The sequence below is a fragment of the Bacillus sp. ME78 genome, assembly GCF_903970865.1.
Taxonomy (GTDB): domain Bacteria; phylum Bacillota; class Bacilli; order Bacillales; family Bacillaceae_G; genus Bacillus_A; species Bacillus_A cereus.
Genome location: NZ_CAJCKK010000002.1, coordinates 280706 through 305820, shown reverse-complemented (window position 1 = coordinate 305820; position 25115 = coordinate 280706). Strand labels below are relative to the sequence as shown.

Here is a 25115-nt window from a genome sequence, read left to right as displayed (position 1 = left end):
TCAGCCCCTCCCTTTTTGCATATCTTGCAGAATTTTTTGGGAGATTTCATCAAATGACTCTGCTTTTTTGCTATAAATCATACATAGTGCCCATGTCATAATAAATTGGGAAAAAGCAAATACCCACGCCCATGTAACGTCACCAAATGCAGGTGTATTAAGCACCTTTGAATACGACGTTAAAATAGGTAATGCAATAAAAAAACTAAAAAAGAAAATACTCATTGGAATGATAAACTTCTTTTTCGTATTTAATAACAATTGAAATTCTTCCGACTGAACAACCTCTGTATAATTCACCTCATTTTGCAACTTACGTGCTGACGTATCATCTCGTTTCATTAACCGATCCCCTCTCTTACTTGAAATACACTTCCCCCTTGCATACCTAAAGACTAAATTTTATAAATATTCAGAAACTTATACTCATTTTAGACAATCCATACATTCATGCAAAGATTTTTCGATAGACATTTTTCGGCAATTTCCCTCAAATTTTTAATATACTTTTTCAAAATAAAGTGACACCTTACTTTTTTTCTTCATTAAGACAAAAGCAGTGCTTAACGCACTACTTTTGTCTTTTTTTCCTTTTCCAAATTACGAGCTGTTTCGCTTAACTCAACATCTTTTCCGTCTTTAAGTGTTCCAAATATAAAATCGAATACTGGATTTGAAACACCGAACCAAAACTTTTCGTTTTTATAATGGTGTAATATATGTTGTTTTTTTAGCCATCTTCCAAACTTAGTGACGGGACGAATCGGTCTATGGGCAATATAATGTTTCCATTCGTAAACGAGCAGCATGATAATCATTCCGATTCCAAATGAAAGTGTAATAGTAACACTTTTTGTAATACCATATGCTATAAGCAAATAAATAGTAAAACTAGGTATACTAAACCATACAGGTAAAAACAAAAGTTTTAAATCCTCTGGATATACGTGGTGATCATAATGTAATCTTCTTAACATTTTTAATAGAAATGTGTTTTTAGGTGGCTTTATATGGAATAAAAAACGATGTGTCATATATTCATTAAGTGTATAGAAAACAATCCCAAACATACATGCTAACATGCCAACCCAAGAGAAAAATTGCATTTTTAAAATAATAATGAAAATAAATAGAATGCTATACATAATAACGATATCATGTTGTAAAAAGAACTCTTTCCCCACTTTCTTCATCTTGTTTCCCCCTTTTCTCAAAAAACAGCCGCAACATATCGTTACGACTATTTCTTTTCTATTCTTATTCTATTCACTTTACAAATTTGCCTGCTGTTCTATTGTCGAGAAAAAATTATTTGGTCCAAATATATTTTGCTTCGGAATAATATGTTCCACTGCAAACACTGTTACTTCTCCTCTTTGCACTTCTCCAATAATGAGACCAAATATTTCATGATTTACTGCAAACGTCGGTTGCTTTGTTTGTAGCAATCTTGCAGCATTATGAAATACCGCTTCATATAGTGGATTTCTATCAGTAATTTCTTTTCGGATTTTTGGCGCTAACGTAATGATAATTTCTTTTCCGTCAATAGTGGTTCGATACATAAAAATCTCCCCTTCAATCTTATGTGAACAACTGTAAAGCTTTGTATGCAAAATGTATAGAGTAACCTACTAAAATAATACCTGCTCCAGCTGTTATGTAGCCAAGTGCTTTTGGTTTTAATAAAGTTCTTCCAAAATGTACAGAAAAAGCAATATTTAAATTCCATAAAATAATGCCAGCAATAATGCAAAGACTGTACAAAAAAGCTTCTTGTTTCGTTACCTTCGTAAGTAATGAGCTAAGTGTACTTCCGTATATACCAAACCAAAAAACAAGATTTAATGGATTGGATATCGCAATTAAAAATCCTGCCATAAACGATTGCTTAAGGCCACCTACCTCTTCTTTTTTATATTCCATATTCGAGTGGAAAATTCCTTGTTTTACACTTTGAAATCCTAAATAAAATAACAAGAAAAAACCCGTGCAATACATGAAGGCTTGTACATATGTATACATAAACACAGAAGATAAACCGAAATAAATGAGTAACATAAATAAAACATCTGCAGTCATTCCACCAATTCCAACAACCCAAGCATGCCAAAACCCACGTTCAATTCCTCGTTTTAACATTTCAATATTAATCGGCCCTACTGGTGCAGCTAATGAAATACCTAATACGATTTGCTGTATAATTGCTCCAAACATCGCTCTATCCTTTCTACTCTCTTTATTACTAGTTAATGATATAATTTGAAAAAATAGACTAGCTTTCATAATAAAATACCCTTTTTTATCCAAAATATACAAAAGAGCCATCTAGGTGATGGCTCTTACTTTTTTATCTTATGAAGAAAAGGGCATTTCCCTTTTATTGGTTCTACATCGTCTCCTATGAAATATTGTTTCCATTCACGATGCTCTGGGTCACCGTAATGACTAATGTTAGGATGTTTCGGCAATTGATCCCACTTTTCAACTCGCTCACGGACCATTTGTCTTGAATATGCTCCTTTAGGACGATCTCCCTCTAATCCATCAAAAATAGTGCGTGGCTGAAACCCAATAACGAGAGAATTCCCTAAATGTCTAGTTTTTCGTTGTTTATAAGCTGGCGCATTTCCAAATGCAAATATTGGCTCACCACCAAATGAAAATTCCCATAAATAATGGTCTGGATCTTCAGGAATTTGCTTTGGCCATGCTTGATTATCGTTTTCATGTAAATACTGTAGCACTTTCCAAAAGGAATCACGGTAATATTCGAGTGATTGTTCTTCACATTCCGGTTCTATAAAAAGGAAAAAGCCCCTCCTTACAATCGGCCTCTCTTTCATTAACTCTAAAAAAGATAACATTGTATGTGGCAAATGACTCCAATCATTATGAGAAAGAAATGAATAGCGAAGTTCATTCTTTTTCAAAGCTGTTAAACCGAAATAACATGGAAAAGTTGGTTCTAACACGACACTTGAAAAAATCTCAAATTCTTTTGCAACCCAATCCGGTATGTCGGTTCTCGTTCTCATTTCTTCATTATCTAATAAGTAAGACTTATTCATTCTTTCACCTCATTATGTATAGCATTCAATTAAGAATATTACATACTCGGCCTGTCCTATACCTATTTAAAAATTTGACTGAAAAATTATTTAAAAATACAAAAAATAAAATCGCTTACTTGACTAAATTCTCCCAATTCGTGTATATTTAAATTAATCATTTAGCAGAATATTCAAGAATATAGCATTTCTAGTTTATATTATTTTTTAAATGAATTTCACTAAATGAAAATAGTAAACGCTTTTAGGAGGAATTATAGCATGCAAGGAAAAGTAAAATGGTTTAACAACGAAAAAGGTTTTGGATTTATCGAAATGGAAGGCGCTGACGATGTATTCGTACATTTCTCTGCTATTCAAGGAGACGGCTACAAAGCTTTAGAAGAAGGTCAAGAAGTATCTTTCGACATTACTGAAGGTAACCGCGGACCTCAAGCTGCTAACGTAGTAAAACTTTAATCCAACATATAACAGGAGGTTACCTTACTTGGTAACCTCCTTTATTATTCCTTTGTATATTTCCGTTTTACAGAGCAAAAACTATGTGAAATGCGCAATATACAAAGGAGGCAGTAACAATGGGATCAGAAGTAAATGATTTTGAAGAAGTAAAATTCCGTGTAGAAACAGCACAAAAAATGGTAGGATCAGCAACAATTTCAATGGATCCAGATACATTAGAGCATGCTACTACTGCAGTAGAAGCAGCTCGCTCACAGCTTGAAATTATGAAATCTGTTGCAGTAGATTTAGATGAACCATTTTTAATGAACGAGGAAAAGAAACTAAGCAAATGCGAGCAGCAATTAAACGAAGCAAAGCACTAAAAAAACATCCAGAGAATTTTCTCTGGATGTTTTTTTATGACAACTGTTCTCCATACTTTTTCAATGTTTCTCCAACTGTACATTGTCTTATACAAAATGAATGAGCATAATACTTACTATTTGTCTTTCGATTATGTTCTCGCAAGAAACATCCTTCACAATATGTTTCTAATAAGTCATTTACCTCTGTAATGAGTTGCTTTTTATCCACCTTTGCACCTCTCTATTCGGTTATTTCTTTATGACTATCAATGACTGTCCCTTCTAATGCTTGCGTTGCTAATTGATGTGCTTCTTTATTTTGTTTTCTAGATATCGGTTCACATACAAGTTTTAATTTCATTTGCTTCGCCTTTTGTTCAATTTGATCTAAATAATGATTTAAATGCTCATCATAACAAGGCCATTCTCCGGCCAATTGCTGCAATACAACTTGAGAATCGCCGCGAAGTGTAACTGCTTCATATTTAATCCCTAATTCCTCGAGTATATTCATACCGTATAATAGTGATGCATACTCCGCTTCATTATTATCATATATACCTTCTATATATGCATTGCGGCGAATGCGGTAGTTTGTATTTCCTTTTTTATAATACACACATATACCAACGCCAGCTTCTTTCGTTTGCACATCATACCCCCCATCAAAATAAACGAGTATTTCTTGGGGCTCTTCCTCTACTTGCTTACTTAACTTTTTCATCTCTTTTAATGACCATTCTGCGTCCATTTCATCATAAAATGAAAATTCTTTTACTCTTCCTGTTTTCTCAAAATCCTCTGCAAATTGAAGTATTTCTTCTATGTTCATATACTCTGTTGTTAATTCCGTCTGCAATCCGCGCTTCGTTTTATACAACCAATGAATTTTATATTTCATACTACATTCCCCTTATGTAAGACTTCTTATATGTAGCCAGCTAATAAAAGCCTCACTTTATTTTATTATATTTTATCAAGAGTCAAAGAATTATATTCAATATTATCACATGCAAAAAGAGCCATCCCTATAGGAATAGCTCTTTCATCTATTACATAAATCTTTCAAATTGTACTCGCTTATTAATCCAGTACATTACAGGCATACCAATCGCCATGACAACAAATTCACCGATTGCACATGTTAACCAAGACAACATAAATGGTAAACCCAATGCAAGATGAAGTTCAATTGCAATCATAAACATTGTAATCGTAAAGATAACTGTATTAAAAATCATACGAGCCCAAACACCTTTAATAAATCGCATAGAAATAATCGTTGCAACTAATGCAAGAATAGATTGACCTACTCCAAATACTAAATCATAAGCGATCATAGGTGAGAACAAGAGATTCGTTAAAAATACACCTAATACAATTCCGTAAATTGCTTTCTTGTTAAATACAACGAGATGATTAAACATCTCTGAAATACGAAATTGTACATTCGTAAAGCCAAATGGCTGAATAAGCATAGAAACAGCAATATATAATGCCGCTAAAATACCATTACCGACTAAAGTTCTAATATTCATGACAAAATCTCCTTAGTTTTTTTACGTGGGATGGTTTCGAACCACGTTATTCGTTTTTTAAGCAACAAGATTATATTTTACGTCGTAGCCCCTCTTTCGTCAATAGATTCCTATCATAAACTACCTTTTTCCTTTTAGACAACGTATAATGAAACATATGAAAGATTTAGGAGGTTTCACTTCATGACAGCAACAATTCAAAATGAAAAAGTGATCGTTTCCATTTCTGACAAAGGTGCAGAATTACAGAGCGTTCGCTTAAAAGAAGACAACACAGAATATTTATGGCAAGGTGATTCTACTTATTGGGGACGCCGTGCACCAATTTTGTTCCCAATTGTCGGCCGATTAGTAGATAATACATACTACGTAGACGGTAAACCATATTCATTAACACAACACGGTTTCGCTCGTGATCTTACTTTCTCTGTGAAAGAACAAAGCGAAACAAAAATCACTTATATCGTTACTAGTAATGAAGAAACATTAAAAAAATACCCATACGAATTCGAATTACTCGTTTCTTATGAGCTAGATGGACAAAGCGTTCATATAACATATGAAGTAAACAATCCTACTTCTAAAGAGATATTCTTCTCAATCGGAGCACATCCTGGCTTCAACTTCCCTTTATTGGACGGTGAATCATTTACAGATTATCATTTATCGTTTAATGGTTCGGAACGCTTAGAAACAAGCGTATTAGAAGGACCTTATCTTTCAAACAAAAAGCAATTAATCGCTGAAAATACAACTGAATTGCCACTTACATATGATTTATTCAAAAATGATGCGCTTATTTTTGAAAATATGAATACGAATGAAATTTCGATTCGTTCTCATAAACATAATAAATTTGTAAAAGTAGAATTTGATGGCTTCCCATTTGTCGGCGTATGGACACCAGGGGATAACGCACCTTTCTTATGTATTGAACCTTGGTATGGAATCGCTGATGAAATAAATCCAGCAAAAGATTTCAAGGACAAAAAGGGAATTCAATCTTTACAAGCGAATGAAACATTTACATGTCGTTATAGCATCACAATCGGATAACTACTCTATCCCCTACTTCAAAAAGCATTTAAGTAGGGGATAATCTTATAATTTGGAGGTTTCTCATTTTGATTGAAGTATATATTGATGGTGCATCAAAAGGAAATCCTGGTCCTTCTGGTGCAGGAGTGTTTATTAAAGGCGTTCAGCCACCTGTACAATTATCATTACCACTTGGAACAATGTCCAATCATGAAGCAGAATACCGCGCTTTACTTCTAGCATTAAAATATTGCATCGAGCATAATTATAGCACTGTCTCTTTTCGTACAGATTCCCAGCTTGTCGAACGGGCTGTTGAAAAGGAATACGCAAAAAATAAAATATTTGCACCTCTTTTAGATGAAGCGCTGCAGTACATAAAAAACTTCGATCTCTTTTTTATTAAGTGGATTCCAAGTAGTCAAAATAAAGTAGCTGATGAATTAGCTAGAAAAGCTATCTTACAAAATTAACGGGGGTATGAGTGTGAAAAAAGAGTGGATTGCTCCTCTTGCTTTATTATTTGTCTCTTTTATTTGGGGAGCTACGTTTGTTGTCGTTCAAAACGCTATGTCTTTCGTTGGTCCATTTACGTTTAATGGTATTCGCTTTTTATTCGCTGGAATTATTTTATTATTCGTTCAAATTATTTTCTCACAAAAAACTTCAAAACAAGATATAAAACATAGTTGCACGGCAGGGATAATCGTTGGGTTTTTCTTATTTGTCGGTTATTTATTGCAAACATTTGGCTTACTCTATACAACATCTTCAAAAGCAGGTTTCTTAACTGGGCTAAGCATTGTTATGGTCCCAATCTTATCATTTATCTTTTTAAAACAAAAAGCTACCATTTTCATCGTACTTGGTATTGCTGTAGCTACAACAGGTTTGTACTTATTAACAGCTGCTGATTCTTTCCAAGTAAATATAGGAGATATACTTGTTCTCGGTTGTGCAGTCGCTTTCGCTGCCCATATTCTTATTAACGGCTTCTTTTCTAAAAAAATATCACCTTTATTATTAAGCACATCTCAAGTATTAGCTGTTGGTATATTTTCTTCTATTTGTGCTTTCTTGTTTGAAGATTGGGAAAAGTTATTTTCAGTATCACTATGGACGAATCAATCCTTTTTATTCGCACTCTTTCTAACTGCCCTGTTTGCAACATCTATTGCTTTTTTCATTCAAACATCGGCACAAAAACACACTTCTCCAACGAGAGTAGCAATTATTTTCGCAATGGAGCCCGTTTTTGCTGCCTTAACAGGCGTTCTCGTTGCAAATGAACAACTTTCTATTTCTGCTATTATCGGATGTCTATGTATTTTCCTAGGCATGATTTTTGTTGAATTACCTTCCAAAACAAAAAAAGAAGCGCAGGCTGCGTGAAGTTACGCTTGTAACTTCCGCATAAAAGCCTTAGCGCTTTTTTTATCTGTAATTTCTTCTTCTTTCAATCGTTCTAATAACGCAACGAAATAACTACCATCAAACTGTAATTGATGTTTAATTGTCGCTTCTATTGCTGCGTTCACAATCCCATCAGACGCACCAGTATATCCTTGTCCGAACATAATAAACCCTTGCGCTTCCTCTGATAATTTAAATCCTTTCGTATGTAAGAATGAAAGATAATCTTCTACTGTTTGCATGTTATTCCCACCTACTCAAAAATTCTCCATCTCCTATCATACATGTTTTTACACGCTATGAGAATGAAATTTCTTTGACAACTTTGTAAATCAATCTTCTACTTCGCTTACAATGGAGGATTTCCTAACAACCTGAAGGAATATGTAAAGTGGAACTTATTTCATATTAAAGGGGAGACACGATGAAACAAGCACTATTAATTATCGACGCTCAACAAGAATTAATTGATGGAAATGAGCAAGAAAATGAAGTTTTTCGCAAAACCGAGCTATTATCTACACTAAATACAGCACTGCAGAAAGCAATAGATTCAAATGCTCTTATTGTTTTCGTAAGAGATATCGATGTTGCTTCTGGTAGTGGCGAAGGATTTGAAGTACATAATCAAATTCAAGTACCCCAGTCTGCAATCCTTATTAATAAAGCAGCAACCAATTCATTCTACGGCACTTCTTTACTTGAACTTTTAAAAGAAGAAAACATTAATCATATTGTTATAGGCGGATGTAAAACCGAACATTGCATTGACACTGCGGTTAGGACAGCAACTGTACAAGGATTTGACGTTACATTAATTAAAAACGGGCATTCAACAACTGATTCTAACGTATTGTCTGCAGAACAAATTATTGGTCATCACAATAAAACTTTACACGGTCATTATAACGTTGATAATTTTTCTATGGTGAGAGATATCGAGGAAGACCTCTTTCAGCCAACTCATGACCAATATCGTGATTAAATTGGATAAAGTGAAACTTTAATCAGTGGTGGTTTGTTGATCCCCCACCTAACTTCTTTGCTTCCGCTGAATTTTTTGGGTGGGAGTCTTACTGCCCGGCAAATAGCGGGATAAAAAAAGAATCCTTCATTTAAAAGGATTCTTTTTTTATCCAAAAATTTGTGCTGCAATACTATATAGTTCACCATTTCTTTTTAATAACCGATTACTATTTTTCATCATAATTGGTGGTGTATTCACCTTTTTAAAACCAGCAATCTCTAATTCTTTCATAAAATCGTTCTTTCCTTCTGGTACATCCATTCTTAATTTTCCATTATGCCCTCTTGCTAAATCATGTACTATTCTCATTGCCATCGCATTATTTTTAGCAACGACTGGTCCTATTATTTTATTTTCTGGCGTTTGTATACTCAAACCATATCCTAGTACATTTTGCTCCTTATCTTTCACAACATTGCATTGTTCACTTTGCATAATCCTTTTCTTTAAAAACACCTTTCGATTTGTTCCAAACGCATTTTCATCTATTTTTATTATTTTTTCTAAATCACACTCTTCATAATTCATCATATAATCTTCATTTTTTATACAATGATTATTCGCATTGTACGAGTTACATATATATTTAGAAACATAGCTTACTTCCCTGAATCCTAACTTTTCGTATAAAGGCTTTCCCTCATCCGTAGCAATCAACATAATGGGAGTATGAGCTAGTACACTCTTAATACATGAATCTGTTATCATCTTTCCAATTCCTCTTCCCTTATAATCTGAATGTACAATTACCATTCCGATAGATGCTAACGCCTCCCCATATAATATTATTGCTGCGCTAGCAATAAGTTCTTTTCTCTCATTCCATACACCGTATACAATACCTGAGTTGAAAATTGTTTCAACTTCTTCTCTGTTATAATCCCATCCAATATAAGAAGATAATGCTACAATATCGCCTATTTGTTCTTTCCTAAGACACTCCACCCTAATTTCTAATTCAACCATACTCCATCCCCTTATCTAGACATTTAAATCATTATTACGAAATCAACTTGTACATGTTTCCCTTTATTTGTCACACACATATGTTATTTTGACCAAGACTATATTGTAAATGAGGTGACAACATGCCCATTACGAATCGATTTTCTACCACCACTAACGGCGCACTCGCTATTACAGGCAATACTTTAGGCTTAAGTAAAATTAGTAATCAAAACCGTGCTGGTACAATCGGGGCAATTGGTGCATTCGTAACTACGAATACTGCTTTACAAGTAACTACTTTTCCTGCTGGTACAACGTTAAACTATACACAAAATAGTTCTACCGCTATTTTAAATATCCCTGCTGGTAGTACTATTCTTTACGCAGAACTCGTTTGGGGTGGAAACTATTTATCTCGTGATCAAAACATTACGAGTGTATTAGGAAACCCAGTTTCTTTTACAACACCTGTTTCAACATACTCGATTACTCCTTCAGCTGTTACAGCTTCAAATCAAACATTCGTTTCAAACTCTATTACATTTGGCTTTTACACTCGTTCAGCAGACGTAACAACTCTTATTCAAGCGGGAGGTTCTGGTTCCTATACTACAGGAGCGGTTCCTGGACTTGTAGATCCTATAGATGCTTCTAATGGAACAATTAATTCGGCTGGATGGACGCTTATCGTCGCTTATCAAAACGGGACATTGCCAGCAAGAAACTTAACCATTTATGTAGCTGGTAACCGTGTTTCTGCAGAAACTGGTAGTGCTGATGTATCTGTTTCTGGATTTTTAACACCTTCAGGTGGACCAGTAAGCGGGAGATTATTTTTAAGTTCTACCGAAGGAGATGCAGATTTAACCGGGGATCAAGCTTTATTTGGACCAAATTTCAGTTCGTTAAATGCTTTATCTGGACCAAACAATGCCATAAATAATTTCTTCGGTTCTCAAGTTAATAATGCTGCAGGAAACTTAGATACAACAGGGACATTTGGAACGCGAAATCAAAGTGCTTCTACAAGTACAAACATTTCCGCAGGAAGACAGGGCTGGGACATTACTTCCATTGATATTTCCTCTTATTTAACAAACTCACAAGTATCCGCCGCAATCCGTTTAACTACTAACGGAGATGCATACATGTTAAATACAGTCGGCTTACAAATTAATATAAACTCACCAAATATTCAAGCAACGAAAAGCGTGAATAAAAGCGTTGCTGCAATTGGAGACATTCTCACTTATACAGTTACTATCCCTAACACCGGGCTTCTTCCTGCCAATAACGCTATTTTTATAGATAGTCTCCCTAACGGTACTTCTTTTATACCCGGCACTGTAACAGTAGATAACGTACCACAAACAAATGCAAATCCTACCGCTGGTATATCTCTTGGAACAATTAATAATGGTGCTTCTCGTATAGTAACTTTCCAAGCTACTGTCGTTTCTCTTCCAAGTCAAAATCCTATCTCTAACACTGCTAATATTACATTTCAATATACACCAATCGCCGGAGGAACAACTTTTAATGGTCTTGCAACAAGTAACTCTGCTGGAACACAAATTAACCTTGCAGATATTAATGGAACAAAATCAGTTAACAAACTTTTTACCGATATTGGTGAAACATTAACTTACAGTATTGCCTTAGCTAATATAGGAAATATCGCTGCAACGAATGTGATATATACGGATCCGATTCCTAGCGGGACTACTTTCATTCCAGGGAGTGTAACTGTGAACGGAGTTACTCAAGCTGGCGCAAATCCCGCTAATGGTATACCAATTGGTTCAATTGCCGCAAATTCCACTACTACTATTTCATTCCAAGTGCTCGTTCCTTCTATCCCTCAAACAAACCCAATATTAAATAGTGGAACAACAACATATCAATACATTCCTGTACCTAATCAACCAGCAGTAAGTGGGACTGATACGACAAATATTGTCTCCACTCAAGTGAATAATGCTACTGTAACAATGACGAAAGCAGTAGATAAAAATTTTGCAGATATTGGTGATACACTAACGTACACTGTTTCCTTTACAGGTACAGGTAATACAAATGCGAACAATGTTATTTTTACAGATGTCATCCCTACTGGAACAACTTTCGTTCTAAACAGTTTAACAATAGATGGCACGACACAAGTGGGCGCAAATCCCGCTACCGGCGTGAACATTGGATCCATAACAAGCGGCACAACAAAAAATGTTGCATTTCAAGTAGTAGTAAACACAATACCCACGTCAAATGTCGTATCTAATGGATTAAGCGCTTCTTATCAATATACTGTCAATCCTAGCCAATCACCTGTTACAAAAAATATTTCTTCGAATCTCGTTTCCACTCAAATTAACAATGCGAATGTAACATTAACAAAATCAACTAACAAACAATTTGCCAAAATTGGCGAAACGATAAGTTATACAATCCTTATTACAAACAGTGGAAATGCAGCCGCTAATAACGTGCAACTAACTGATCCACTTCCAAACGGAACGATATTGACTCCTGGTACTGTAACACTAAACGGAGTTTTACAAAATGTAGATTCTCTCGTTCCTTTACCTATCGGCACAATTCCTGGTGGAGCTACTTTTACCTTATCCTTTCAAGTAACAGTCATTAACATTACTGCCCAAAACCCTATTATTAATAACGCTTTCGCCTCTTATATTTACACTGTAAATCCAAGTTTGCCACCGACTTCAAAAACAGCAAATTCTAATTCTGTTACATCAACAATTAGACTAGCAAATCTCCATGTTAATAAATCTGTAGATAAAACGTTTGCGGAAGTTGGCGATGTATTAACTTACACCTTTGCTCTTACTAACGATGGAAATGTTGCAGCGAACAATGTATTACTATCTGATTCAATTGTGAATGGAACCGCCTTTGTCCCAAACAGCGTTATAGTTAACAGTGTTACTCAGCCAGGCGTTACACCAGCTAGCATCAATATTGGTAGCATCAATGCTAATACTACAATTACAGCTTCATTCCAAGTAGTAATAACTAGCATTCCAAATCCAAACCCTATTTCAAATAGCGCTTCCATCTCCTATAACTTTATCGTTGATCCAAACACTTCACCTGTAAGTAAGAACACTACTTCAACCACTACATTTACTCAAGTAAACGATGCAAATGTCATTTCAGCCAAAACAGTGGATCGAGAGTTCGCTACCGTAGGGGATATATTAACTTATACTGTTACTTTGACGAATGCAGGAAGTGTTTCTGCTGATAGTCCTACTTTCGTAGATACGAATCCAGACGGTACTACCTTTATTCCAAATACTTTTCTTATTAATGGTGTACTTCAAAATAACGCAGATCCAAATATAGGTGTTCCGCTACCTTCCATTGCTGCTAATGGCTCACTTACTGTCTCTTATCAAGTAACCGTCAACTCTTTACCAACACAAAACCCAACATTAAATTCATCTAGTACACAGTATAGCTTTATTCTAAATCCGGGCGATCCACCAACTATAGAAACATCTGTAAGTAACACTGTAAGTACACAAATTAATTTAGCAAATGTAGTGATTGTCAAAGAAGTAGATTTAACTATCGCCGATGTCGGGCAACCAATCACATATACAATTTCTTTAGCTAATCTTGGCAATACTACAGCAAATAATGTTATTGTTACCGATATAATCCCTAATGGCTCCACTATCGTACCAAATAGTATTTTTATAGGTGGTACTTTACAACAAGGTGCAGACCCTAGTACCGGTCTTCAAGTCGGCTCCATTCCTTCAGGTGGTTTTACAACGATTGTTTTTCAAATAAGTACAAATGGGCTACCTTCACCAAACCCAATTCAAAACAGCGCTGCACTTCAATATAGCTTTATCGCTGATCCAAACTTACCTGCTCTTATTAGAAACACTGCTAGCAATATAGTAACTACACAAATTAATACTGCTAATATCGTTGCTACAAAACTAACGAGTACAAACTTCGCTGATATTGGTGATGTCATACTATATGCGACTATTTTAACGAATAACGGGAATACCCCTGCTGCTAATGTAACATTTACAGATATCATTCCAGCGGGTACCCTCTTCATTCCTAATACTGTAACGATTAATAATGTCCCTATAGCTAATGCAAATCCTGCTAACGGCATTTCAATTGGTACGATAGGAGCGAGTTCATCAAGCACCGTTGCATTCCAAGTTTTTGTACCAACTATCCCTGCTGTAAACCCAATTACAAATCAATCAAGCACAACATTCCAATATACGTATGATCCATCCAAACCTGCTGTGATGCAGATGATTGCTTCTAACACTGTACAGACAACTATTAATAACGCCTCAATTGCCGCTACTAAATCTTCAGATAAACAGTTTGCTAACGTAAATGATATTATTACGTACACGACTACTTTAACGAATAACGGGAACACACTTGCATCAAATGTAATATTTACAGATGTAATTCCAAACGGAACATCGTTTATTCCTAATAGTGTTACTGTAAATGGGAATACACTGCCTAATGTCAATCCAGCAAGCGGAATTGCAATCGACCCAATAAATCCGAATGCAAATACAATCATCTCATTCCAAGTACAAATAAATTCTATCCCAAATCCAAATCCAATCCCGAACCAAAGTAATACAACGTACCAGTATGTCGTAGATCCTAACTTACCTCCAGCATCCGCCAATACGTTAAGTAACGTAATAACAACTCAAATTAATAACGCTACTATTGTCGCTACTAAGTCTGTGAATACACCGACAGCTGCAATTGGTGATATTGTTACTTATACGATTGCAGTAACAAATACAGGTAATATCCCTGCTAGTGCAACTGTTTTAACAGATGGGCTTGGCGCAGGAGCTTCATTTATCCAGAACTCCGTAACTATCAATAATGTTCCACAACCAGGATTAGATCCATCACTTGGTGTTCACTTGGCAGATATTTCGCCAGGAGATACTGTATTCATTACTTTTCAAGCACAAATTTTAGCGATACCACCTAGTGGCACATTAACAAATAATGCTCTTGTAAATTATGAATATACCGTAAATCCAAACCAATCTCCTGCTGTTGGTAGCACCGTAACAAATACAACTGTTACACCAATTATTGACGCTACTTTAGTAATAAATAAAAGCGCTAGTACAACTTTCGCTACAATTGGTGATACAATTACATTCACTTCAGCTGTTACAAACAACGGAAATACTACTGCGAACAACATTATTTTTACTGATACAATTCCAAACGGTACTACCTTTATCCCAAATAGCTTTAAGATAAATGGTGTAACCGTTCCGAATGCAAATCCACAAAACGGTATCAATATTGGTAACTTGAATTCAAATGCATCTGCTACACTCAGTTTTCAAGTAAACATTACAACACTTCCAAACCCTAATCCAATCCCGAATAAATCATCGCTTCAATATAGCTTTATTGTAGATATAAATGAACCGCCAGTTTCACGAACAGTTCAATCTAATAAAACCTTTACACAAGTAAATACTGCTTCTGTTATCGCAACAAAAACTGCAAGCAGTGCTTTTGCTGCTGTTGGAGATACAATTACGTATACAACTACCCTCATCAATAGCGGAAATACTACCGCAAACACACCTGTTTTTATCGATATATTACCACCTGAACTTTCATTCGTTCCTGATAGCGTACAAATTAATACCATCCCACAACTTGGATTTAGACCAGATAGCGGGATTTCTTTAGACTCAATTCCAGTTGGAGGAACGACAACAATTAGCTTTCAAGCTATCGTTGGCTCAATACCAGTTACAAATCCAACTTTGAACCAGTCTAGCACGACATACTCGATCATTGTTGATCCTACCCAGCCGCCGGTGACAGAAACAGCTACAAGTAATCCAACTTTAGTTCAAATTAACGAAGCGATTATTCAAGCAACGAAAAGTGTGGATCGGCTATTTTCTGACATAGCACCTGGAAATTCATTTTTAACGTATACAGTTTTATTAGAAAATGTAGGAAACACAACTGCTACGAATATCATTTTTACAGATCCGATTCCAAATAACGCAGTATTTATAGAAGATAGCGTTCGAGTAGGCGGAGTTTTATTACCTGGAGTAAATCCAGCGAACGGGATACCAATTGGGGATATTATTGCAGGAGATTTTATAAATGTTACCTTCCGTGTGCAAGTAGTTAGCATTCCAAATCCAATTTTCACAATTGGACCAGGCGGACCAAACTCACCGGTTGTAAACGGCGCTTCTATTGATTATAAATTTATGACAGGACCTAATTTACCACTTGTTTCACGAAATACGACATCTAATTCTGTTTCGACACAAATAAATTCTGGGGAAATTGTGGCAATCAAATCTGTAGATAAAACTTTCGCAACGATTGGTGATACAATTTCTTATACAATTACATTAAGTAACCCTGGAAATGTCACTTCACAAAATATAATTTTCACGGATAGTTTACCTGATGGGACGACATTCATATCTGGCACTCTTACAAACGATTCTGGTACACAGCAAATCGGAAATCCATCTAACGGGATTCAGATTGGAAATATAAACCCAAATGGAACGGCCGTGATTACTCTCAACGTACTTGTTACAAACATTCCAAGTATAAACCCAATTTCTAATTTTAGTTCTGTACAATTTGCACATGTAGTTGATCCTAGCCAACCTGCCGTAACACAAACGAACGTATCTAATGCTGTTTCGACAACAATTAATAGTGCAATATTAACGACCAAAAAAAGCGTTGATAAATCTATCATTTCTGTTGGAGATACGATTACGTATACAACAACTATTACAAATACAGGAAATACGACTGCAACGAATATAACGTTCACGAGCGCAATTCCAGCTAACACTACCTTTATACCAAACTCAGTCAAAATAAATGGGGTTCAGCAATCTGGTGCGCAACCAGCACTTGGAGTAACTATACCAAATATCGCTCCTGGTGAAACAGTAACCGTTACTTTCCAAGCAAATGTTCTTTCTGTTCCCCCTTCAAGTTCAATTATGGGTAATGACACAATTTTATATTCTTATACTGTCGATCCAAACGGAACTCCTATCACAACTTCTACTTCCACGAATATCGTTACAAACCCGGTACTAGATGCTATGATAACGATGGTAAAATCGGTCGATCAAACAATTGTAACACTAGGTGATACTATTACCTATACAACCATTTTAACGAATAATGGCAATACAAATGCAACTAATATTACTTTCACTAATCTTATTCCAGACGGCACAACGTTCATTCCGAATAGTGTCACAATCAATGGCAGTACACACATCGAACTCGATCCTAATACAGGTATAACAATCGGATCAATTGCTCCTAACAACTCAATATCTATCGCATTTCAAGTTACTGCTACTTCTACACCAAACCAAAATCCTGTAGCCAATTCCGCTACTGCTTCTTACACATTTATCGCTGATCCAAATGCACCGATCGTTTCAAGAAACGTTACTTCAAACACAGTGTTTACTACGATTAATACAGCTAACATTCTTTCATTAAAACAAGTCGATAAATCCTTTAGTCGTATTGGAGACACACTCACTTATACTGTCGTTTTAACAAACAATGGAAACTCATCTGCACAAAATGTTATATTTACAGATACAGTGCCAAGCGTCACTACATTTATTGCAAACACATTTTCTATTAATGGAGTTCCTCAAAGTGGGGCGGATCCATCGAACGGTGTGAATATTGGGACAATAACAACCGGGACTACAGTAACAGTTTCGTTCCAAGTTACTGTAACATCATTACCCACCCAAAACCCAATTGTAAATTTCTCATCAACATCGTATCAATTAGTCACACCGCCTGATGCAGAAACTTCAATTAGTAATCCTGTTTCAACCCAAATTAACGAAGCAATATTGTCTATGACGAAAAATGAAAGTGTATCCTTTGCAGATATCGGGCAAACTGCTTTTTATACTACTTCTATTACCAATGTAGGCAATACCGATGCAACTAATATTGTATTCACAGATGCATTACCAAGTGGACTCACATTTGTTCCTAACACATTAACTGTCGATGGCGTTTTACAACCTAACGCGGATCCAAATACGGGTGTATTACTTGCAACACTTCCACCAAATGAAATATATAGTATCGTCTTTCAAGTTACAGTAAACAATATTCCCCCTAGTAACCCAGCACCAAATAAAGCATCAACGACGTATGAATTTACTGTTGATCCTGTTAATCCTCCCGTTTCAAGTGCAGCTACTTCCAACACTACACTCCTTCAAATAAACAATGCAACTATTATTAGCACAAAAACAGCAGACCTTACTTTTGCGGATGTTGGTAATACAATAACATTTACACTTAACCTCCCTAATACCGGGAATGTGACCGCAACTGATGTAACTATTATCGATATTCTTGATAGCAATTTAAGTTTCGTTCCAAATAGTTTCACAGCTAATGGGCAAACCATTCCAAACGCCGATTTATCAACTGGTGTAAATATTGGTTCCATTAATGGTGGTAATACGGCAATCGTTACATTCCAAGCAACTGTTATTACACTTCCAACACTTAATCCCATTTCTAACTCTGCTTCTACCACATATCATTATGTCGTTGATCCTAGCCAGCCACTTATTACAACTTCCAATCAATCTAATACAACGACAACACAAATTAATAGCGCTATCCTTACTGCACAAAAAAATTCAAATGTATCTACGGTAGATATCGGGCAGGATATTACCTACACCGTTACAATTACAAATAGCGGAAATGTGAGTGCAACGAATGTTATTTTTACCGACCTTATTCCAGACGGAACTTCCTTTGAACCGAATAGCTTTACACTGAACGGAACTAGCATCCCAAATGCAGATATCATTACAGGCGTTCCAATCGGTGATATCGCGCCAAACGAATCTGTCATCGTAGCATTTAACATTATCGCCAATGAGATTCCGCCTATAAATCCAATTACTAATCAAGCTAGCGTTAGCTTTCAACATATCGTTAATCCAGCTAATCCTCCAGTTTCAAAAAATATTATTTCTAACAACGTTACAACAAAAATTGAAAGTGCTATTTTAAATACTATTAAAATAGGAGATAAAACTTTTGCAACGATTGGTGATACGATTACGTATACAACGACTATTACGAACACAGGCAATATTCCTGCTAACAACGCTATATTCTCAGACCCTTTACCATCGTGGACACAATTTGTTGCAGGATCAGTTATTGTTGATGGCACTCCATTACCATCCGCTTCGGTTATTAACGGTGTTGGCATAAATACAATCAATCCAAATCAAACTGTTACAATCATATTCCAAGTACAAATCGTAAGTAATCCAACAACGTTCACACCTGAACTCCAAAACTTAGGATTTGTTAACTTCCAATATAACGTAGGCAATGCATTACTGGCTCAGCCTGGCAATGTGGAAACGAATGTCTTCGTTACTTCTATTAATACAGCAATACTTTCAGCTGTAAAAACTGCTAATACAGCCTTTGCAAATATTGGAGATACGATCACTTATACAGTTTTGATTCAAAATAGCGGCAATACAAACGCTACGAATGTAAATTTCTCAGACCCAGTTCCAGCAGGAACAACCTTTGTTGAAAATAGTTTTGCTGTAAATGGGAGTACAATTCCAGGTGCAAATCCAAATAACGGAGTGAATATCGGAACAATTAGCTCGGATAGTTCCTTAACCGTTACTTTCCAAGTCATAGTTACATCAACTCCACCTTCAAATCCGATTACAAACGTAGCATCTATTCAATACACATTCATCGTTGATCCGGCCTCTCCTCCTGTTACAGGCACGATAAATTCTAATAGCGCTTCAACACAAATTAATAACGCGACTGTTACAACTGTTTTACAAGCAAATCGTTCAATTGTGTCTATCGGGGATGTAATTACGTATACAGCAACATTAACGAATACTGGAAACTTCCCTGCAAACTCTGTTTTACTCATTAACGGAGTTCCTGAAGGAGCATTATTTGTTCCAAATAGTGTTACGCTCAACGGGATTTCACTTCCAGATGCAAGTCCAACTCTCGGTATTCCCGTTGGTATTATCGCACCAGGTGATTCCGCTACTATTACATTCCAATTTCTTGCAAGTTCTATTCCACCACAAGGAGCAATTATAAATCAAGCACTTACAAGTTACACGTATATTGTCGATCCAAGTCAACCTCCTGTTACAGCAACATCCTCGTCTAATACGGTTAATACAGCTGTTGTTGATGCATCGTTATCCGTAATTAAAAGTACAGATTCTCTCGTACAATCTACTGACGGTACAATCACTTACACAGTAGTCGTTCAAAATAACGGAAATACTACTGCAAATACAGTTACTTTAACAGATTTGGTCCCCGAAGGAACTGCCTTTATTCCGAATAGCGTAACTATTAATAGCGTTTCCGTTCCAGATGCTGATCCTAACGTAGGAATACCATTAAACTCCATCACACCGTCAGAAATCGTCACTGTAACATTCCAGGTTATCGTTCAATCTATTCCAAGCGTGAACCCAATTTCTAATACAGCCCGTATTGACTACACTTTTATCGCCGATCCAACTGCTCCTATCATCTCTCGAACAATTACGTCTAATCCTGCTTTCACACAAATTTCGGATGCGACTATCCTTTCTTTAAAAGCAGTCAATGCACAGCAAGCAACAACAGGTGATATTTTGACTTACACAATAACACTAGAAAATACCGGAAATATTCCAGCTACTAATCTCATATTTTCAGATACTATTCCCCAAAATACTACATTCGTAGAAAATAGTTTTACACTTAATGGAACAACTATACTTGGTGCCAATCCAAATGTAGGTGTTACTTTGCCTACCCTAGTAGCAAACGCTACTCATCTTATTTCGTTCCAAATTCTTATTAACGATTCATTCTCGCAAGAATCGATTACAAATCAATCCAATACAACATATACAATCCAACCAGACCCAGGGCAACCGCCTATTAGTGAAACATCTACTAGTAATATCGTCATTACAAATTTCGTGCAAGCACAATTGACAATTACAAAAACATCCAATCCAACAACTGTAGATATCGGTGGAACTATACTTTATATTTCTGAAGTGAAAAATATCGGTAATGTTGACGCAATAAATATTGATTTCACAGATTCTATTCCAACTGGGACTACATTCGTTCCCGATAGTGTCACAATTAACGGTGTCCTTCAGCCAGGTGTAAATCCTGAAAACGGAATACCAATTGGAACAATTCCAGCAAACAGTTCCAAAACGATACTATTTCAAGTGCAAACAAATAATCCACCGAATGAAACTGAAATTGTAAATCAATCTTCAGCAACTTACCAATATGTAAGTATTCCTACAGCCCCACCAGTAAATCGCTCTGCAAATTCTAACATTGTTACAACATCACTTCAAAATGCAAATATTATTTCTGTTAAAAGTGCGGATGTAAATTTCGTATCAATCGGGCAAATGATTACCTACACAAATACACTTCAAAATATAGGAACCGTTCCGGCTAACAATATCGTGTTCATTGATAACATTCCAGAAGGTACTATATTCATTGAAGATAGCTTAGCAATAAATAATGTAATTCAGCCTGGCGTGAATCCTGAAAACGGAGTAACTCTCGGCACGATACAACCAAATGAAACAGTCACTATTTCATTCCAAGTACAACTTACAAATATACCAGAGGGCAATACAGTCATTAATATTTCAGACACTTCGTACGAATACCAAATTGACCCTAGTTCTCCAATTATTCAGCGTAGATCGTTATCAAATGCAGTAAATACTGAAGTGCGAACGGCAAATGTTAGTGCAATTAAATCCGCTAACAGATCCATTACACGTATCGGTCAAATCATCACATATACAGTCGCAGTTACAAACGCCGGTACAATACCTATTACAAATACTCTCCTACTTGACGCAATTGCTTCTGGCACCACATTCGTTCCAAATAGCATTCTTGTAGATGGCGTACCAAGACCTAACGAAAATCCAATTACCGGTATCAATCTTGATATAATTCTTCCAAATAATACGATTATTGTTACGTTCCAAGTAAGCGTAGTTTCTATACCGCCACAAAATAACATTAATAATATCGCCGTCATTCACTATGAGTATCGACCAGACCCAAGCACACCACCAATTTCAGAAACGACCTCTTCCAATGCTACAAACATACAATTTATTGATGCTATTCTTATTGCTACAAAATCTGCTAATACTGTATTAGCTACTATTGATGAAACCATTGAATATACAGTATTCATTCAAAATAATGGATCGGCTACAACTAATTCCATCTTTTTTACAGATACTATAGCAGATGGAACAGTATTTATTCCAGGAAGTGTAATAGTTAATAATACTGTACTTCCTGCAGCAGATCCGAATATCGGCTTTTCCATTCCTAATGTCGCAGCAGGTCAAATGACTACAATAACATTCCAAGTTTCCGTTACGAATTTACCTACTGTAAATCCAACACCTAATACTGCAAACATCGTCTACGACTTTATTTTCAATCCTGACTTTGCACCAATTCAAAAATCTACTACTTCCAATACTACTTTCGTTCAAATTAATGATGCTGATATCGTTTCACTTAAAACTGTTGATTTAACCTCTGTAACGATTGGTGACATTTTAACTTATACAACAACTTTAACGAATACAGGGAATACGGATGCCACTGCTGTTGTATTTACAGACAATATACCTGATGGAACAACCTTTATTGACGGTAGCGTTTTAGTAAATAACACTCCTCAGCTTAACGCCAACCCAAGTGTAGGTATACTTGTGGGAACGATTGCTCCTAACATTTCTATCCCAGTCACATTTTCTGTTACCGTCGTAGCTCTTCCTGCTAGCGGTCATGTTCAAAATCAATCAACTTCTCGTTATACAATAAACGTGGAAGAACAAATATCGACTAGCAATATTACCTCCACTGAAGTTATTTCCGCTAATGTAATTGCGACAAAAACAACGCCTATCCAATATGCTGACTTACAAACTATCATCCCTTATACAATTTCCATCATAAATAACGGAAATATACAAGTCGAAAACATTATTGTTACAGATATCATCCCAGCAAATACGAGCTTTATAGAGAATAGTGTTATCGTGAACGGCAACGCTCGGCCAAATGAAAACCCTCTTAACGGTATACAAATTGATACCATTCCACCTAATACGACAGCAACTATTCTATTCCAAGTACGGGTTACTTCGATTCCACAAACAAATCCAATCTCTAACACGAGTACAATTGAATATGAATACACGTTACCAGATCGACCACCTATTACCGAAACTATTATTTCATCAGCTGCCGCAACAGAAATTAATCACGCAAATTTGAATAGTAATAAAGCTGTTGACCTTGCATTTGCAACGGTTGGTGATACGTTAACGTATACGATTACACTAAATCAAACCGGTAATGTTGCAGTAAATGATGTAATCATTCAAGATATTATTCCTCAAGGTACTACGTTTATAGAAAATAGCGTCATTGTAAACGGAGAAACTCTTCCAGGAGTGAATCCAGTAAGCGGCATACCAATTGGTACTATAACTATTGGTGAAGATGCTATCGTTTCATTCCAAGTAACTGTGACTTCTATTCCAACACCAAATGAACTAAACAACAACGCAATTACTACTTTTAACTATATAGTCAACCCAAATAACGTACCTGTTACAAATACGACTACAACAAACAACGTCACAACTACTGTCCAAAATGATAATGTCATTGCGATAAAAGCTGTTGATTTCACAAGTGCCTTACCCGGTCAAACTTTAACGTATGCCATCACGATTACTAATAATGGTAATATCATTATCGAAGACCTTCTTTTAGTAGACACAGCACCAGCAGATACGACATTTGTTATTGGTAGTGTTACGATTAACGGAATCAATCAACCTAATGCGAATCCGGAAAATGGTATTACGTTAGGAAATCTTGCTCCAAATGAATCTGTTATTATTACATTCCAAGTGACAATTTCTTCTTCTACTCTTCAATCTACAATCAATAACGATGCTACTATTTCCTATACGCCTATTGTCGGTCCAATCCAACCACCTATTACGATTACAAAGCAAACAAATACAGTTACAAAGCAAACAAATACCGTTACAACGACAGTCGTTGATCCGATGGTTGACATTAAAAAAACAGCTGACAAATCTATTGTCGTTATAGGAGATATTATTACATTCACATTAGCGGTATTTAATCACTCCCCAATTCCGACAATCAGTACTTCTGTTATAGACACAATTCCAGCTGGTACAACATTTATAGAAAACAGCGTAACAATTAATGGTACTCCCGTTCCAAATGTTCGTCCAGACACTGGTATTAATATCGGCTCTTTACCTGCAGATTCAGTAGCAACTATAACATTTCAAGTTCTCGTAACTTCTATTCCTTCAAACAGTACAATTATAAATTCTGCAACAGTTACCGCTGCCTTTCAATTGACACCACAGGATCCAATTATTACTTTCATTGTTAATTCAAATATCGTTCGTATACCAATTCAATTTATAACTGTAACAGTCACGAAAAATGCTTCCGTCAGCTCAGCTTATTTAAATCAATATTTTGATTACACGGTACGCATTACAAATACTTCCAAAATTTCACTCTCAAATATTTCTTTACAAGATACCATTCCAGCAGGTTTACAATTTATAAACGGCACTGTCTTTATTAACGGTGAACGCTCTCCACTAGCGAATCCGAATATCGGTTTCCTGGTTGCCACTAATTTGGAACCAAACGAAACAATTATCGTATTATTCACAGTACAAGTAATAAGTCCACCTGTTAATAATGAATTTAAAAATACGGCCAATATTTCGTTACAACTTCAAGTCTCGCCTACCGACCCACCAATTACAGTAACCGTTACAAGTAACGAAAACATCGTCACTTTTGTTCCAGAAAATCCAGATGAAACACTTCCAAATTTAAATTGCTTCTTTGACGGTGAACGCTTCATTCGCATTACTCCTCGAAATGTACGAAATTACCTTTGGACTTGGATTTGGTGGAAGTAATTGAAACAAAAAAGAGATTGTAGTTTGGTTGAAACCAAATTACAATCTCTTTTTCATTACCTATATCCCACTACGTT

General features: G+C 35.9%; 17 protein-coding genes and 1 riboswitch. Of the genes, 7 read left to right on the top strand and 10 right to left on the bottom strand.

The window, feature by feature from the left end; translation table 11 throughout:
- From H6481_RS05225 to H6481_RS05205, 5 genes are all read right to left on the bottom strand, one after another.
- Complete coding sequence (locus tag H6481_RS05225; protein WP_023521588.1) at window positions 1–342, bottom strand: DUF485 domain-containing protein; 342 nt, start codon at window positions 340–342, stop codon at window positions 1–3.
- 221 nt (window positions 343–563) lie between these two features.
- A complete protein-coding gene (locus tag H6481_RS05220) occupies window positions 564–1193 on the bottom strand; it encodes a sterol desaturase family protein (RefSeq protein ID WP_000755393.1) in 630 nt (209 codons plus the stop codon).
- Window positions 1194–1271: 78 nt separating this feature from the next.
- Window positions 1272–1565, bottom strand: coding sequence for a hypothetical protein (locus H6481_RS05215; protein WP_000286361.1), 294 nt, complete (start codon window positions 1563–1565; stop codon window positions 1272–1274).
- A gap of 19 nt (window positions 1566–1584) precedes the next feature.
- Window positions 1585–2328 (bottom strand): LysE family transporter, encoded by a 744-nt coding sequence (locus H6481_RS05210; protein WP_113304022.1) that lies wholly within the window; start codon window positions 2326–2328, stop codon window positions 1585–1587.
- 14 nt (window positions 2329–2342) lie between these two features.
- On the bottom strand, window positions 2343–3071 hold the full coding sequence (locus H6481_RS05205; protein ID WP_182811127.1) for a YqcI/YcgG family protein: 729 nt from the start codon (window positions 3069–3071) through the stop codon (window positions 2343–2345).
- Window positions 3072–3332: 261 nt separating this feature from the next.
- On the opposite strand from H6481_RS05205, the gene cspB reads away from it, so the two are divergent.
- On the top strand, window positions 3333–3530 hold the full coding sequence (gene cspB / locus H6481_RS05200; RefSeq protein ID WP_001161731.1) for a cold shock-like protein CspB: 198 nt from the start codon (window positions 3333–3335) through the stop codon (window positions 3528–3530).
- A 119-nt stretch (window positions 3531–3649) separates the two neighbouring features.
- On the top strand, window positions 3650–3898 hold the full coding sequence (locus H6481_RS05195) for a DUF2564 family protein (RefSeq protein WP_000534400.1): 249 nt from the start codon (window positions 3650–3652) through the stop codon (window positions 3896–3898).
- Between the two features lie 34 nt (window positions 3899–3932).
- Here the strand turns inward: H6481_RS05195 and H6481_RS05190 are convergent, their stop codons facing one another.
- The 3 genes from H6481_RS05190 to H6481_RS05180 form a co-directional block, all read right to left on the bottom strand.
- A complete protein-coding gene (locus H6481_RS05190; RefSeq protein WP_000358801.1) occupies window positions 3933–4109 on the bottom strand; it encodes a zinc-finger domain-containing protein in 177 nt (58 codons plus the stop codon).
- Window positions 4110–4121: 12 nt separating this feature from the next.
- Window positions 4122–4781 carry a ribonuclease H family protein gene (locus tag H6481_RS05185; protein WP_182811125.1) on the bottom strand — a complete coding sequence of 220 codons (660 nt, stop codon included), beginning with the start codon at window positions 4779–4781 and terminating at the stop codon, window positions 4122–4124.
- Window positions 4782–4932: 151 nt separating this feature from the next.
- Window positions 4933–5418: a QueT transporter family protein gene (locus H6481_RS05180; protein ID WP_001026480.1), complete on the bottom strand. Its 486-nt coding sequence runs from the start codon at window positions 5416–5418 to the stop codon at window positions 4933–4935.
- Between the two features lie 6 nt (window positions 5419–5424).
- Window positions 5425–5469: riboswitch (PreQ1 riboswitch) on the bottom strand.
- Between the two features lie 132 nt (window positions 5470–5601).
- Here H6481_RS05180 and H6481_RS05175 point away from each other — a divergent pair.
- From H6481_RS05175 to H6481_RS05165, 3 genes are all read left to right on the top strand, one after another.
- Entirely contained in the window at window positions 5602–6474 is an 873-nt protein-coding gene (locus tag H6481_RS05175; protein WP_063546955.1) for an aldose 1-epimerase family protein, read from the top strand.
- 68 nt (window positions 6475–6542) lie between these two features.
- Window positions 6543–6929, top strand: coding sequence for a reverse transcriptase-like protein (locus H6481_RS05170; protein ID WP_000573877.1), 387 nt, complete (start codon window positions 6543–6545; stop codon window positions 6927–6929).
- Window positions 6930–6942: 13 nt separating this feature from the next.
- Window positions 6943–7848: a DMT family transporter gene (locus H6481_RS05165; RefSeq protein WP_120459962.1), complete on the top strand. Its 906-nt coding sequence runs from the start codon at window positions 6943–6945 to the stop codon at window positions 7846–7848.
- 2 nt (window positions 7849–7850) lie between these two features.
- On the opposite strand, the gene H6481_RS05160 is transcribed toward H6481_RS05165, so the two are convergent.
- Entirely contained in the window at window positions 7851–8111 is a 261-nt protein-coding gene (locus tag H6481_RS05160; RefSeq protein ID WP_001195212.1) for a DUF6123 family protein, read from the bottom strand.
- Window positions 8112–8293: 182 nt separating this feature from the next.
- Here H6481_RS05160 and H6481_RS05155 point away from each other — a divergent pair, with 182 nt between their 5' ends.
- Window positions 8294–8854, top strand: a complete 561-nt coding sequence (locus tag H6481_RS05155) for a cysteine hydrolase family protein (protein ID WP_061666864.1) — start codon at window positions 8294–8296, stop codon at window positions 8852–8854.
- Window positions 8855–9001: 147 nt separating this feature from the next.
- On the opposite strand, the gene H6481_RS05150 is transcribed toward H6481_RS05155, so the two are convergent.
- A complete protein-coding gene (locus H6481_RS05150) occupies window positions 9002–9862 on the bottom strand; it encodes a GNAT family N-acetyltransferase (RefSeq protein WP_000229748.1) in 861 nt (286 codons plus the stop codon).
- Window positions 9863–9984: 122 nt separating this feature from the next.
- Here H6481_RS05150 and H6481_RS05145 point away from each other — a divergent pair, with 122 nt between their 5' ends.
- On the top strand, window positions 9985–25038 hold the full coding sequence (locus H6481_RS05145; RefSeq protein WP_182811123.1) for a DUF11 domain-containing protein: 15054 nt from the start codon (window positions 9985–9987) through the stop codon (window positions 25036–25038).
- Window positions 25039–25115 lie beyond the last annotated feature (77 nt).